Origin of the sequence: Nocardia sp. CA-290969, assembly GCF_050936135.1 — a bacterium.
Lineage (GTDB): Bacteria > Actinomycetota > Actinomycetes > Mycobacteriales > Mycobacteriaceae > Nocardia.
This window is the reverse complement of the sequence record NZ_JBNJNJ010000001.1, coordinates 6,073,199-6,087,569: the sequence shown is the minus strand read 5'-3', so window position 1 is coordinate 6,087,569 and position 14,371 is coordinate 6,073,199. Positions and strand designations below refer to the sequence as shown.

Annotated in this window: 13 protein-coding genes; 6 read left to right on the top strand and 7 right to left on the bottom strand. The window is 68.9% G+C overall.

The annotated features are described in order from the left end of the window. Positions 1-34: 34 nt before the first annotated feature. Positions 35-442, bottom strand: coding sequence for a sterol carrier family protein (locus ACQEVO_RS27635; RefSeq protein ID WP_432919050.1), 408 nt, complete (start codon positions 440-442; stop codon positions 35-37). A gap of 89 nt (positions 443-531) precedes the next feature. Here ACQEVO_RS27635 and ACQEVO_RS27630 point away from each other — a divergent pair, with 89 nt between their 5' ends. From ACQEVO_RS27630 to cydC, 5 genes are all read left to right on the top strand, one after another. Then, on the top strand, positions 532-1,452 hold the full coding sequence (locus ACQEVO_RS27630) for an aminodeoxychorismate lyase (protein ID WP_432919047.1): 921 nt from the start codon (positions 532-534) through the stop codon (positions 1,450-1,452). Between the two features lie 172 nt (positions 1,453-1,624). After that, positions 1,625-3,094 (top strand): cytochrome ubiquinol oxidase subunit I, encoded by a 1,470-nt coding sequence (locus ACQEVO_RS27625; protein ID WP_432919044.1) that lies wholly within the window; start codon positions 1,625-1,627, stop codon positions 3,092-3,094. 9 nt (positions 3,095-3,103) lie between these two features. After that, the gene (cydB, locus tag ACQEVO_RS27620) at positions 3,104-4,138 is read left to right on the top strand and encodes a cytochrome d ubiquinol oxidase subunit II (protein ID WP_432919041.1); all 1,035 of its coding nucleotides are present in this window, start codon (positions 3,104-3,106) and stop codon (positions 4,136-4,138) included. A gap of 6 nt (positions 4,139-4,144) precedes the next feature. Next, the gene (locus tag ACQEVO_RS27615; RefSeq protein WP_432919038.1) at positions 4,145-6,346 is read left to right on the top strand and encodes an ABC transporter ATP-binding protein/permease; all 2,202 of its coding nucleotides are present in this window, start codon (positions 4,145-4,147) and stop codon (positions 6,344-6,346) included. Between the two features lie 110 nt (positions 6,347-6,456). Further along, a complete protein-coding gene (gene cydC / locus ACQEVO_RS27610; RefSeq protein ID WP_432923048.1) occupies positions 6,457-8,277 on the top strand; it encodes a thiol reductant ABC exporter subunit CydC in 1,821 nt (606 codons plus the stop codon). A gap of 404 nt (positions 8,278-8,681) precedes the next feature. Here the strand turns inward: cydC and ACQEVO_RS27605 are convergent, their stop codons facing one another. From ACQEVO_RS27605 to ACQEVO_RS27580, 6 genes are all read right to left on the bottom strand, one after another. Next, a complete protein-coding gene (locus ACQEVO_RS27605) occupies positions 8,682-9,425 on the bottom strand; it encodes an FABP family protein (RefSeq protein WP_432919035.1) in 744 nt (247 codons plus the stop codon). 441 nt (positions 9,426-9,866) lie between these two features. Beyond that, a complete protein-coding gene (locus ACQEVO_RS27600) occupies positions 9,867-10,172 on the bottom strand; it encodes a DUF1416 domain-containing protein (RefSeq protein WP_432919032.1) in 306 nt (101 codons plus the stop codon). 5 nt (positions 10,173-10,177) lie between these two features. After that, positions 10,178-11,011, bottom strand: a complete 834-nt coding sequence (locus tag ACQEVO_RS27595) for a sulfurtransferase (RefSeq protein WP_432919029.1) — start codon at positions 11,009-11,011, stop codon at positions 10,178-10,180. A gap of 33 nt (positions 11,012-11,044) precedes the next feature. Continuing rightward, positions 11,045-11,539 (bottom strand): DUF4395 domain-containing protein, encoded by a 495-nt coding sequence (locus tag ACQEVO_RS27590; protein WP_432919027.1) that lies wholly within the window; start codon positions 11,537-11,539, stop codon positions 11,045-11,047. A gap of 265 nt (positions 11,540-11,804) precedes the next feature. Then, positions 11,805-12,248, bottom strand: coding sequence for a thioredoxin family protein (locus ACQEVO_RS27585; RefSeq protein WP_432919024.1), 444 nt, complete (start codon positions 12,246-12,248; stop codon positions 11,805-11,807). Then, the gene (locus tag ACQEVO_RS27580; RefSeq protein WP_432919021.1) at positions 12,245-13,054 is read right to left on the bottom strand and encodes an LmeA family phospholipid-binding protein; all 810 of its coding nucleotides are present in this window, start codon (positions 13,052-13,054) and stop codon (positions 12,245-12,247) included. The genes ACQEVO_RS27585 and ACQEVO_RS27580 overlap by 4 nt, the downstream gene beginning before the upstream one ends. A 462-nt stretch (positions 13,055-13,516) precedes the next feature. On the opposite strand from ACQEVO_RS27580, the gene ACQEVO_RS27575 reads away from it, so the two are divergent. Further along, the gene (locus tag ACQEVO_RS27575) at positions 13,517-14,284 is read left to right on the top strand and encodes a winged helix-turn-helix transcriptional regulator (protein WP_432919019.1); all 768 of its coding nucleotides are present in this window, start codon (positions 13,517-13,519) and stop codon (positions 14,282-14,284) included. Positions 14,285-14,371: the final 87 nt, after the last annotated feature.

Sequence of the window (14,371 nt, the reverse complement as noted above, 5' to 3'; positions counted from 1 at the left end):
CGAGCGGGTCGGGCCCGGAGGCGGTAGCGCAGCGTCACCGCGCGGGGCCCTCGGCGGGTAGCGGGCACAGCGGCAGCAGGCGGGCGATTTCCGCTGCCCGGCTGCCGGAGGCGTCCACCGTGCCCGCGGCCACGGCCGAGGTGAAATCCGACAGCCCGGTGGCCAGCAGCAACCAGGTGCGCGGATCGGTTTCGACTACGTTGGGCGGTGTCCCGCGGGTGTGCCGCGGCCCTTCGACGCACTGAACCGCGACGAACGGCGGCACCCGGACCTCCACCGAATGCCCCGGCGCCGCGGCGGCCAGCGCCCGGGCGGTACCCCGGACCGCGGCGGCGAGTTCCGGCCGCGCCGGGGCCGGGGCCGTGCTGTCGAACAGCCACGCGCGCACCGCGAGAACAGCCGAACGCACCTCGGCCGGGTCGATTTCCGTCCGTCGAGCCATCTTCCGACCTTAGCGACGGCCGCCGACTCCCCGGACCCGCGCCGCCGGAGGCGGCGCAAATATCACAGCGTTGGCCTACGCTCGTGCGCATGGTGGATCGAGTACTTGTAACACTCGACGGTGAGGTCCGCGATGCGGATCAGCCGTTGTTGTATGCCGATGATCTCGGCGTCCTGCGCGGTGACGGAATATTCGAGACGGTGCTGGTCCGCGGTGGCAAGGTATGCGCGCTCGATTTCCATCTGGCCAGGTTGCGCCGGTCCGCGGAAGCTCTCGATCTGCCGGAGCCCGATCTGTCGCGCTGGCGCGGGGCCATGGAGACCGCCGCCAAGGAGTGGGGCGCCGACGAAGAAGGGGTCATGCGGCTGGTGCTGACCCGTGGCCGGGAGCACGAGCTCGGCGGTCCGAAGTCGGCGGTGCGGTCGGGTGAACTGTCGGAATCGGTTCCCGTCCCGACGACGTTCGTCATGGTCACCGGACTCCCGGAGCGGGTGGCCGCGGTCAGGACCGAGGGTGTCGCGGTGGTGACACTGACCCGCGGTATCTCGATCGACCTCGCGCAGGCCGCGCCCTGGCAGCTGCTCGGCGCGAAAACGCTGTCCTATGCGACGAATATGGCCGCGCTGCGCTTCGCCGCCCGGATGGGCGCCGACGATGTCATCTTCACCAGTACCGAACACCGGGTGCTGGAAGGTCCGCGGTCCACGGTGGTGATCGCACGCGGTAAGCAGCTGATCACGCCGCCGGCCAAGCACGGCGTGCTGCCGGGGATCACCCAGCGGGCGCTGTACAACGAGGCCGAGCGCAAGGGTTACGACTGCCGGTACGAGCCGCTGTTCAGCGCCGATCTGTTCGACTGCGACAGCATCTGGATGCTGAGCAGTGTGACACTGGCCGCGCGGGTGAATTCGCTGGACGGGGTGCGGATGTCGGCGACCGATTCGGCCGCGGAGATCGTCGAGATGGTCAACCGCGGGATCGAGCGGACCGGGACCATCGCGGACTGGTAGCCGCGTCCGTGGCGCCGCCTCGCGCGGCGTGGGGGCGGGCCGGGATGCAGTAACCGGGTGTGGCTGCAAATTGTTGCGAGACCGTGGGCTCGCGGTGTTCGTGGACACATTGATCGGGGCGGTCCAGCGCGTACTCTGTTACTACGACACATCGTAGTAACAGGAGGCTCGTGTGGATGCCCTGGATGTCTCGCGATGGCAGTTCGGCATCACGACCGTCTACCACTTCTTGTTCGTACCCTTGACGATCGGTCTGGCACCGTTGGTCGCCGGAATGCAGACGGCATGGGTGATCACCGGTAAGGACCATTGGTACCGGCTGACCAAATTCTTCGGGAAACTCTTCCTGATCAACTTCGCGCTCGGGGTCGCCACCGGGATCGTGCAGGAATTCCAGTTCGGGATGAACTGGAGCGAGTACTCGCGCTTCGTCGGCGATGTCTTCGGCGCGCCGCTGGCCCTGGAGGGGCTGGTGGCGTTCTTCATGGAATCCACCTTCATCGGGCTGTGGATATTCGGCTGGTCCCGGCTGCCCAAACTCGTCCACCTGGCCACCATCTGGATGGTCGCGATAGGCGTCAACGCCTCGGCGTACTTCATCATCGCGGCCAACTCCTTCATGCAGCATCCGGTCGGCGCCCGCTACAACCCGGAAACGGGTCGCGCCGAACTCACCAGCATCGTCGAACTGCTCACCAACAACACCGCGCTGGCCGCGTTTCCCCACGTGGTCGCGGGCTCGTTCCTCACTGCCGCGACTTTCGTCGCCGGGATCGCCGGCTGGTGGATGGTCCGCAACGCCCGTGGCGGTGACCCGGACAGGCTGGCCGAGGCCCGCACCATGTGGCGGCCGGCGGCGCGGGTATCGCTGCTGATCGCGGTGATCGCGGGGGTGGCGCTGGTCTACACGGGCGACGTCCAGGGCAAGTTGATGTTCGAACAGCAGCCGATGAAGATGGCGTCGGCGGAGTCGCTGTGCCACACCCAGACCGACCCCGATTTCTCGATTCTCACCGTCGGCACCCACAACAACTGCGACAGCGTCATCCACGTGCTCGACGTACCCTTCGTGCTGCCCTGGCTGGCGGAAGGAAAGTTCTCCGGGGTGGAGCTGGAGGGTGTGGTGGATCTCCAGCAGGCCTACAACGAGAAGTTCGGACCCGGCGACTACCGGCCGAACCTGTTCGTCACGTATTGGTCGTTCCGCGCGATGATCGGCCTGGCCGCCGGTTCGGCGCTGCTGGTGTTCGCCGGTTTCTGGATGACCCGGCGCGGCCGCGTCCCCGACCAGCGCTGGTATTCGTGGCTGAGCCTGCTCGCCATCCCGACCCCGTTCCTGGCCAATGCGGCCGGCTGGGTGTTCACCGAGATGGGGCGCCAGCCGTGGGTCGTGGTACCCAACCCGACCGGAGATCAGGACCTGCGGCTCATGGTGCAGCAGGGCGTATCCGATCACGCGACCGCCACGGTGTGGGTCTCGCTGATCACCTTCACGGTGGTCTACGGGCTGCTCGCGATCGTCTGGTTCTATCTGATGCGCCGATATGTGCGGGAGGGCCCGGAACGGCCGGTGGAGAAGTCGCCGGACGGTACGCCCACCGCGGAAAAACCTGCCGCCGAGCAGCTTTCGTTCGCCTATTAGGAGCCGGGGATGGAACTGCAGGAATTCTGGTTCGTACTCATCGGGGTGCTCTTCACCGGGTACTTCGTCTTGGAGGGCTTCGACTTCGGGGTCGGCATGCTCATGCCGATCCTCGGCAAAGCCTCCGATACGAGGCGGCGGGTGGTGCTGAACACCATCGGCCCGGTCTGGGACGGAAACGAGGTCTGGCTGATCACCGCCGGTGGGGCGCTGTTCGCGGCCTTCCCCGAGTGGTACGCGAGCATGTTCTCCGGGTTCTATTTCCCGCTGCTGCTGTTGCTGGTGGCGTTGATCCTGCGGATCTGCGCGATCGAATACCGCGGCAAGATCGATGATCCGCGCTGGCGGGCGCGCTGCGATCTCGGAATCGGTATCGGTTCCTGGGTTCCGGCGCTGGCCTGGGGCTGGGTCTTCGCCAATATCGTGCGCGGCGTACCGCTGGACGCGGACAAACAATTCACCGGTGCGGTCGCGGAACTGTTCGGTCCGTACGCGCTGCTCGGCGCCGCCACCACGGGACTGCTGTTCGCCCTGCACGGTGCGGTGTTCCTGGCGCTCAAGACCGCGGGCGAAGTGCGTGCGGACGCGGTCCGGATCGCCCGGCTGCTGCTGGTGCCGACGGCCGCCGCGGTCGGTGGTTTCGGCCTCTGGACCCAGCTCGCCTACGGGGCCGGCTGGACCTGGATCCTCGTGGGCCTGGCGGTATTCGGGCTCCTCGCCGGTGCTGCCGCCCTCTTCGCCGGCCGTGACGGCTGGGCGTTCGCCGGAACCGCGCTCACCGTGCTCGCCGCCTCCGCGCTGCTGTTCGGCGCCTTGTTCCCGGATGTGCTGCCCTCCACCATCGACCCCGCGTTCGATCTCACCGTCGACAACGCCTCGTCCACTCCGTACACGTTGAAAGTGATGAGCTGGGCGGCCTTGTTCGTGACCCCGGTGGTCCTCGGTTACCAGGCCTGGACTTACTGGGTGTTCCGCAAACGCATTAGTGTCGAGCACATCCCACCCGGAATCGGACTTTCCCCCCGCGTCGCAACCGAGGAGTGACCCCTGATGGCCCGCCCGCCCGTGGACCCACGCCTGTGGCGGTACGCACGCTCGGCCCGGAACTATCTGGTGCTCAGCGTCGGCCTTTCGTTACTGACCACGGTGGCGATCGTAGCCGCCGCGGTGCTGCTGGGGCAGGTGCTGGCCGGTGTCATCACCGACCCCGGCCGGCGGACGGTGGAGGCCTGGGGAACGGAACTGGGGCTGCTGGCGGTGGCGGTGGTGGTGCGCGCGGTGGCGGCCTGGTGGCAGGCCCGGATCGCGCACCGTGCGGGGTCGCGTGTCGTCGCCGAACTGGAACAGGCGGTACTCGCCGAGGGTGCCGGACTACCGCCCCGTGAATTGGAAACGCGCCGCACCGAACTCGCGGTCGTGGTGAGCAGTGGGCTCAGCGGGCTACGGCCCTATCTGACCGGCTACGTACCCGCCCTGCTGCTGGCGGTGCTGGTGCCGCCGGTAGTGCTGGCGGTGATCGCCGCCCACGACCTCACCTCGGCCGTCATCGTCGTCATCACCCTGCCGCTGATCCCGATCTTCATGGTGCTCATCGGCCTGCTCACCGAGGGCCGGGCCCGCGCCACCCTGGACGCCACCACCCGCCTGTCCGATCAGCTCCTCGACCTCTTCGCCGGTATGCCGACCCTGCGCGCGCTCGGCCGGGAAACCGGCACCGATACCCCGGGCCACGGCACGAGCGGGTCAGGCCCGGAGGCGGTAGCGGAGCGTCACCACGGAGGGCCCCCGCTCGTAACCGACCGGCACAGCACGAGCGGGTCGGGCCCGGAGGCGGTAGCGGAGCGTCACCACGGAGAGCCTCCGGTCGCGCCCAACCGGTACAGCATGAGCGGCCGGGTCCGGGAACTCGGTGAATCGCTGCACCGGCGCACCATGAGCGCGTTGCGGATCGCGTTCCTCTCCTCGATGGTGCTCGAACTGCTGGCGACCCTGTCCGTGGCGCTGGTCGCGGTCGCGATCGGGATGCGCCTAGTGCACGGTGATATGAGCCTGTACGCGGGCGTGGTCGCGCTGGTGCTCGCACCGGAGGTCTATCTGCCGTTGCGCACCGTGGGCGAACGTTTCCATGCGGCCCAGGACGGAATGGCCGCCGCGGAGAAGGCTTTCGCGGTCCTCGAACCCCAGAGCGCCGAGCGGAAAACGGCACCGGGGAAGTATCCGGCCGGCGCGGTTCGCGGCCCGGAAGACGAGCGTGCGGCGGCATCGACCGGTTCTGGTGAGCGGGCGGGAGTGATCGATATCCGCGCCGAGAGCGAAGCAGACAGCTCGGTGGCCGGCGAGAGCCGGTTGCCCGGCGGCGAACCGGGCGAGGCCGGTCGGAGCCGAAGGCACGGCGGCGAGTACCGGGAAACCGGTGGCGGCCCCGGCGTGCGCGGTGGCGATTCTGCCGGGGCGGACCGCGGTGGCCCGTTGCCAACTGCCGGACAGGGCGGCGAGGCGCCGCCGGACGAGTCGATCGCGACCGGCGTGTTCGCCTCCGAGACCATTGCGGGCAGCGGGGGCGGACTGATCGAAATACGTGATCTCACGGTCGAGTCCAGAGATGGCGCCGCACCCGATGGTTTGTCCGCCCATCTGCGACCCGGTGCCGTCACCGCGCTGACCGGACCCAACGGCAGCGGTAAATCCACTGTCCTGCAAGCGGTCCTCGGCCTGATCGAACCCACGCGCGGTGCCGTGCTGGTCGACGGCGTGGATATCCGGCGGATTCCCGCGCAGCAGTGGTGGCAGCGGCTGGCCTGGCTGCCGCAGCGTCCGGTCCTGGTTCCGGGCACCCTGCGGGAGAACCTCGAACTCCTCGGCGCCACCGTGGCCGGATCCGCGCGCCGCGGCGCCACCCGGGTGCTCAGCGAACTCGACGCCGCGTGTGCCGCAACCGGTTTCGACGCCGTACTCGAAACGCTGCCCGCCGGATGGGATACCGTGGTCGGGCCCGGCGGGGTCGGGCTCTCCCTCGGGCAACGCCAGCGCCTGGCACTGACCCGGGTGCTCGCCACCGACCGCCCGATCCTGCTGCTGGACGAACCGACCGCCCACCTGGATCCCGACAGCGAGGTCGCGGTGGCGGCGGCGCTCACCACCCTCGCGCGCACGGGCGTCACCGTGGTGGTCGTCGCGCACCGTCCCGCCCTGCTGTCCGCCGCCGACGAGATCGTCGCGGTTCCGTCGACCTCCCACCGGACAGCGCGATGAAATCCCGAACCTCGATCACCCGCCGCCCGCGACCGCACGTCGCCGCGGGCGCTTCCCGGCCACGGCGCAGCTGGGCCCGGGTCCGGTTGCTGCTGCGCGATACCCGGCAGATGTGGGATCTACTGGAGATTCCGCGATGGCGGCTGGCGGGCGCGGTGGGCTGGGGCGTGCTGGCACTGGGCAGCGGCCTGGGCTTGGCGGCGCTCGCGGCCTGGCTGATCGCCCGGGCCTGGCAGATGCCGCCGGTACTGGATCTCACCGTCGCCGTGGTCGCCGTCCGGGCACTGGGTATCTCGCGTGGACTGTGCCGATACCTGGAACGCCTCGCCACCCACGATGTGGCGCTGCGTTCGATGACCGCGGCGCGTACCGAGGTCTACCGGGCACTCGCCCGCGCACCGCTGTGGCTCACCCGCAGCGCGGCCGAGGCGGCCGGTGGCCGGGCCGGGCAGGACGCGGTGCCGTTACCCACCGCTCCCGGCGGCCCCGGGGTGCCCGGCCGGTTGCGGCGCGGTGATGTGCTCGTCCGGGTGGGCACCGATATCGACGATCTCGGTGCCGTCGTGGTCCGTACCTTCGTACCGATCGCGGTCGCCGCGGTACTGTCGGTGGCCGCCGTCGCCGGGCTGGCCTTCATCTCACCCGCGGCCGCGGGTGTACTGGCCGTTGCGCTGCTCTTCTCCGGCGTCGTCGCGCCCTGGCTGTCGGCGCGTGCCGCCTCCGGTGCCGAGCGCGCGGCACGGGCCGACCGCGCCGAATTCACCGCGCATGCGGTCACCGTTCTCGACCACGCCCCCGAACTGCGGGTAGCCGGGAAATTGGACGCCGCGCTCGCCACCGCGGCCGCGGCCGAGGCGCGGGTGCTCGCGGCCGAGGACAGCGCCGCCGGCCGTACCGCCTGGGCGGCGGCCGCGACCCCACTCGCCACCGGCGTGAGCGTGCTTGCCGCGCTGCTGATCGGGATCACCCTGTACGGCCCCGCCGGCGGCACGCCGGAGGCGATGACGCCGATGGCCTTGGCCGTGCTGGTGCTGCTGCCCCTCTCCTCCTTCGAAGCGACCGGTGCGCTGCCGCCCGCCGCCCAGGCCCTCACCGTGGCGCGCTCGGCGCTGCACCGGCTGCGTGCCGTCTCGCCCGACCACCGCCCGGAACCGGCCGCACCGGAACCGGCCGATGGCACTGCCGCGGCCGGTACGCCGGCCGATAACCGCAAACGGTTCGGTACCGGCGGCAACCCGCACCCGTTCCCGTACGCCGACAGCCGCGCCGACGGTGTGGTGATCGGCTGGGTGGGCGACGGTCAATGGCAGATCCCGCCCCGGCCGCAGGCCGCGCGCGTGGTGGTCGTCGGACCGAGCGGATCCGGTAAAACCACACTGCTGATGGCCTGGGCCGGGCTCTTCGACCAGCCCGACGACCAGGTGCGGTTCTTCGCCGAGGACGCGCACCTGTTCGGTACCAGCGTGCTCGAGAACCTACGGGTGGCCCGCGGTGACCTGGACGCGGAAACCGCAGAGCGGGCACTACGCACTGTCGGTCTCGGCGACTGGCTGGACGGTCTGCCCGACGGCGTGCACACCGAACTCGTCGGCGGTGCCGCCGCCGTCTCGGGCGGGCAGCGCCGGCGGCTACTGCTCGCCCGGGCGCTGGTCTCGCCCGCCCGGGCCCTGCTGCTCGACGAACCCACCGAACATCTCGATGCGGCGACCGGTGCCGAGCTGCTGCGGGCGCTGCTCGATATCGACAGCGGCCTGGTGGCGGCGGACCGCGAGGTGGTGGTCGTCACCCATCAGCTCCCGGCCGGGCACCGCGCCGGACTGGTTATCACCGTCGACGAATCCGGCCAGGTCCGGGCCGCTTTCCCCGACGGAAAAGACACTCGTTACGCCGTGGACGAAATTCCGTTGCCGACCCCTACCGCCCGCGGCTAGGTTCGTGGGTACACAAGGAAGGAGGTGATCCGACGAATGGAAATTCAAAGGACGCGTGAGGTGGCTGTCAGCTAGCGCTGTAGCCGGCTGTGCACGGATTCCGTTCACCCGATTGCGCTGAGCGAATTCCAGGCAGCCACCCGGCCCCCGAGTCCCCGATCTGTCCGGTCGGGATCGGTCGCGAGCCCCCGAGAGCGGGGATCGCGCCGATACGGCTCGGGGGTCGCCCCATTTCCGGAGCCGGAAGTCACTGGGACCGCGGTGCCCCGCAGCACGGAGCCGCCGGCCGTCAGGATCGTGCGTCCTTCTGGCAGTGATGAGCCAACGGCGCCGGCCGTGTGGCCTCGAGTAAAGTGCCGAATGCCCGGCGAGAGGAGCCGGCCGGGTCGGTACAGTCTCCGGAATCAGCCGATATAGCGCTGCAGACGCGCGGAGAGCCGGGGCTGCAGCGGCCCGTCGGCCACCACCCGCTCCTCCACATACGCCAGATCGCCGCCCTCGACGATCCCGTACAGCCGTTTCGCACCGCCCACCACCGCGCCGGTCTGGCTGCGGATCACCACATCGGTGGCCAGCTCCCACGACGCCTGCGTGAGGGCGGTGCCGTAGAAGAGTTCGACGATGCCTGTGCTGTGGGTGAGCAGTAGCTCCAGCACCTCGTCGTTACCCTCGACGCCGACCCGCCAGAACCCGCGCTCACGCAGATCCGGGCCGCCGTAACTACCGTCGGATTCGACGAACCACGAGCGCGAATCCCAGCTCAGGTAGTCGCCGCCGTCGTGGGACACCACGATCTCCTGGCCGAAGCGGTAGTCGCCGCGCTCGGGATTGTTGCCCTCGCCCTCACCGCGCCACACCCCCACCATCGGCAACAGCGCCAGCATGGCCGGATTCAGGTCCGGGCCGAGTCGCAGGTTGGCCGTATCGTCGGGCAGCGGAAGATCCGGGAGCACGGGAATATTGCGACCCGCGGTCGTCTTGGCCCGCTCGGCCGCATCGGCCACCGCCCGATCGCCGCTCAGCTGCGACTGATCGCCGGCCGACCGGCCGTTCCCGTTACGGGCGGACGCCTCGGCCGCCGGATCTCCGCTGGTGGTATCGCTCGCTCGCTCGGCCGGATCCGGACCCTCGCTCGCGAGACCACTCATGATTCGGTGAACAGCCGGTAGAAGACGTACAGGCCGAACCATCCGATGAGGATCGACACGGCGATCAGCAAGATCTCGAAGAAGAGGACCACGCTCGGTATTTTATGCGGCGCCTGCGGCGCCGCCGGTTTCGGCCCCTGTGTTTTATCTGCGGCGCCTCCGGCGCCGCCGGGGCGAGGCCCCCTGGCGTCGTGCTTCAGCACTCGACACTCGCGGCTGCGCCGCATCGCATCGAGCACTGAAGCACGACGCGGCCTCGCCCCTCCAGGGCCTCGCTGGACTCGGCACCGCCGCTGGGCGCGCCGGGTTCCCGGGTACCGCGGTTGGGTGTGCTGGGTTTCCGGGTACCGCACCGAAAGTTCGAAGTGCTGAGCGGGTGCATCGGAAAATGGAACGGCCCAGGACCGCCGCGGCGATGGCGGTCCTGGGCCGTGCTACTTGCTACTTCGAGACGGTGACGTCCACGTTGTGGATACCGGGGCCCTCGGGCCGCAGTTCCGATGTGCCGTTGCCGGACGAGGACAGGGCCCGCAGGGTCCAGCTGCCCGGCGCGGCGAAGAACCGGAAATCGCCGGTACCGGAGGCGACGACCTCGGCGGTGAAATCACCGTTGCCGTCGAGCAGGCGGACGAACGCGCCCCCTACGGGCTCGCCGTCGGTGCCGAGAACGCGGCCGGTGATGACCGTTTCCTTCTCCACATCGACGCCGGCCGGGATGGCCTGACCTTGGGTAGGTGCTGCACACATGGTGGTTACTCTCCCAACTCGATAGGTGCGCCGACCAGCGAACCGTATTCGGTCCAGCTTCCATCGTAGTTCTTGACGTTCTGGTGCCCGAGCAGCTCCTGCAGCACGAACCAGGTGTGCGAGGAACGCTCGCCGATACGGCAGTAGGCGATGGTGTCCTTGCTGCCGTCCAGGCCGGCCTCGCCGTAGATCTCGGCGAGGTCCTTGTCGGACTTGAAGGTGCCGTCCTCGTTCGCGGCCTTGCTCCACGGCACGTTGATGGCGCTGGGGATGTGGCCGGGACGCTGGCTCTGCTCCTGCGGCAGATGCGCGGGCGCCAGGATCTTGCCGGAGAACTCGTCGGGGGAGCGCACGTCGACCAGGTTCTTGGTGCCGATGGCGGCGATGACCTCGTCGCGGAAGGCGCGGATCGAGTTGTCCGGTTCGGCGGCCTTGTACTGGGTGGCCGGGCGGGAGACCTCGTCGCGCGACAGCGGGCGCCCGTCGAGCTCCCACTTCTTGCGGCCGCCGTCGAGCAGTTTGACGTTGTTGTGACCGTACAGCTTGAAGTACCAGTAGGCGTAGGCGGCGAACCAGTTGTTGTTACCGCCGTACAGGATCACCTCGTCGTCGTTGGCGATCCCGCGCTCCGAGAGCAGCGTGGAGAACTGCTCCTGGTTCACGAAGTCACGACGCACCGGATCCTGCAGATCCTTCTTCCAGTCGAGCCGGACGGCGCCCTCGATGTGTCCGCCGTCGTAGGCGGTGGTGTCCTCGTCGACCTCGACGAAGACGACGCCGGGGGTCTTGAGATTCTCTTCGGCCCAGTCGACGGAGACCAGGACATCGGAGCGAGCCATTTGTTTCCTTTCAGTGGTGACTAGCGATTCGGTTCAGTTCGATGCGGGAGATTCGGGCAGGGGACGGGGGATCAGCCGGGTGACCAGCGGATAGAGCTTGCAGCCGAGGCAGATGCCGAACGCGGCGTTCAGGAAGGCCGCGAACAGGGCGAAGCCGGCGAAGACAGCGCCCACCACCGAGGCGCCCAGCAGGAAACCCAGCAGGCTCACGGCGGCGAATACGAAACCCAGCAACTGCGCGAACCGCAGCGGCGGGGCGGGTTCGGTCTCGGTGACCGGACCGAGGCGCGGCGCGACCAGGTGCGCGTAAATCAGGCTGTATGGATGCCGGTGCGGTCCGAGCGCCGCGCCCAGCGCGAAGACGACGGCCTGCGCCGCGATCAATACCGCGGCGGCCGGTATGGCGACTGCGGCCAGCAGTAACACCACGATCAGCACGGCCGTGGTGACCCAGGCGACGAAACGGGGACCGCGGACATCGACCCGCTCGGCGGCTGCCGTGGTGGTTCCGGAAGTAGTGGAGGACATCGACGAAACTCCTGCGCTCGAACTGTTCGGCGGAATTCGGCCGGTTCGCCGGGGGATGGAATCACTCGCGCGGACGAACCGTGGTCGGTGTCAGGAAAAAGACCCGACCGCTCAGCGGCACAGGCAGCAACAACCACCGAGGCGGCACAGATCGACTGTGCGGCGACGGGTGAGCATCAGCTCGCGGTGGGTTTGCACATCGGGCAGTCTACCCAATCCCGGCGTGGTGCCAATGGGTAGGGGGCGATCCCCTGGTCAGGGCCCCTTACACAGATGTCAGCGGGCTGAGCGCGCTGCGCAGATCGCTGGTCTTGGGTACGCCGGAGATGCGGAAACGCTCCCGGCCCTCGGCGTCGAAGACGAAAGTCGTGGGCAGCGACAGCACGTTCAGTGCCCGGGCGAGGTCCGGAGCCGCGTCGATATCGACCTCTATATCGCGTGGCGGCTGGGGAGAATCCGCCAGGTCGCGGGTCGCGTCGGCGACCACCCGGCGCACCGCGTCGCACGGGCCACACCAGTCGGCGGAGAAATGCAGGACCGCGGGCCCCGACCCGGTGACTCCCGCGGCCAGCAGCAGGTCGTCGCGGGCGCCGGTGTCACGGTCCAAAGTGGCGGGTGCCGTGCGCACCGCGCCTTCGCGATGGCGCAGGTAGAGCCCCACTGCCAGTCCAGCCAACAGCATTACCACCAGGATGGTGATCTCGATCATGGTCGCCGCAATCTGTTCAGGTCGATCGTCACATCTTCACCCCGGCCCTCCACCACGATATGGCCACCCAGCGCGGTGACCTCGGTGGGCCGGATCCCGAAGGGAAGTTCCTTGGTATCGATGGTACGGGTGAACATCGCCAGCACCGCCGGGATATCCGCCTCGTCCACCACCGGCTGCGACGGCACCGGCGAGAGTTCCTCCGAGTAGAGCCCGGTGGCGATGATGCGCACCTGGTCGCCGTCGAGCAGTAGATCCGCCGCCACACTGACCCGTTCCCCGGTGAAACTGGCGCCCTGCTGACCGCTCGGTGCGGCCGGCAGCGTTCCGGTCAGCACCAGCGCGCCGGCCGTGGTCATACCCGAGCCACCCGAGCCGCCGGTCCCGTCGGATTTGTCCGCGGGCCGCGAATGCACCTCGAGGTCGGGGATCCCGAACAGCCGGCCGAGTTCGGTGGGCGCGACCCGCATGCGGACATCCACCTGATCCACCGGAAGGCTGCGCACCCGGCCGTCGACCAGATCACTCAGCGGCAACCGCATGCCCAGCAGGGTGGCCTCGAGCGCGATCTCGCCGGGAATATCGGCCCGCACACTGTCGGCATTGATCTCGATATTGTCGTAGCGACCGTTCAGCGCCTGCCGCAGGAACGGGAATCCGTGGAAGGTGACCTCCGGGTCGGCGCTGAGTTCGGCGCCCACCCGCAGCGATCGGGACACCCGATACTCCGAATATGCGGCCGCACCGAAATCGATGACCACTGCCAGCCCGGCCAGGCACAGCAGTCCGATGATCAGCTTCCGCATGTCATGCACCCTAATAGACGCGTTTCGGCCCCCACGCTCGGTCCGCGGCCCCGCAGCGCCGATCGAAGTCCCGCACCCCGTCCGCAGCGATTGCATTCCGGACAACAACCAGCGCCGACACCTGCTGGTTCCGCAACCATCCAACCCACATGCACCATTCAGTCCGGGCAAACCTCCTCCGGTTCGGGGCCCGTCTCGTTCTGGAGCGACGGAGCGGGGGAGCGCAGCGGAGGAGCGGAGGAGTGAAGAACGAGACCGAGGGGGCCCCGAACCCGCGCCGCCGGAGGCGGCGCCATGACACAGAACCCGCGCCGCCGGAGGCGGCGCCATAGACACAGCAACCGCGCCGCCCGAGGCGGCGCCGTGAATACAAGCTAATCTTGCAGCGATTACTTGTGGATGAGCAACGTGGCGACGGCGACGAAGCTGGCTTTCGCGTAGCTACGAGATGGGAGGAGTGCCGTGGAGCTGCTCCTGCTGACCTCCGACCCCGACCCCGATTCGGTTCTGCCCTCGCTGTCGCTGCTCGCGCACAATGTGCGGCCCGCGCCGACGGAGGTGGCATCGCTGCTCGAGGCGGGTACCGCCGATGTGGCGCTGGTTGATGCGCGAACCGATCTGGCGGCCGCGCGCGGTCTGTGCCGGCTGCTCGGTAGTACGGGTTCGTCCGTTCCGGTGGTGGCCGTCCTGACCGAGGGCGGCCTGGTCGCGGTGAACGCCGACTGGGGTCTGGACGATATCCTGCTGCCCTCCACCGGTCCCGCCGAACTGGACGCGCGGTTGCGGCTGCTGGTCGGCCGCACCGGTGGCGCGGCCAGCCCCGAGAACACCGGCAAGATCACGCTCGGTGAACTGGTGATCGACGAGGGCACCTACACCGCGCGGTTGCGCGGGCGCCCGCTGGATCTCACGTACAAAGAGTTCGAGCTGTTGAAGTATCTCGCGCAGCACGCCGGCCGGGTTTTCACCCGGGCGCAACTGCTGCAGGAGGTGTGGGGGTACGACTTCTTCGGCGGCACCCGCACAGTCGATGTCCATGTGCGGCGCCTGCGGGCGAAGCTCGGCAGCGAATACGAATCGCTGATCGGTACGGTCCGTAACGTGGGATACAAGGCAGTGCGGCCGGCCCGGTCGGCGAACAAGGGCGAGGCCGAAGCCCGCGCCGCGAACGGTGACCGGGAGGGCGCGGAAGAGGATTCCATGGCACCGGTCAACGGCACCGCACAGTGAGCGCGGAAATCGTGTCCGATCTCGAATTGCGCTGGATCGACGGCTCGCCCGGACGTCGTGGCGAATCGCTCGGCCGCGGCGCCGATG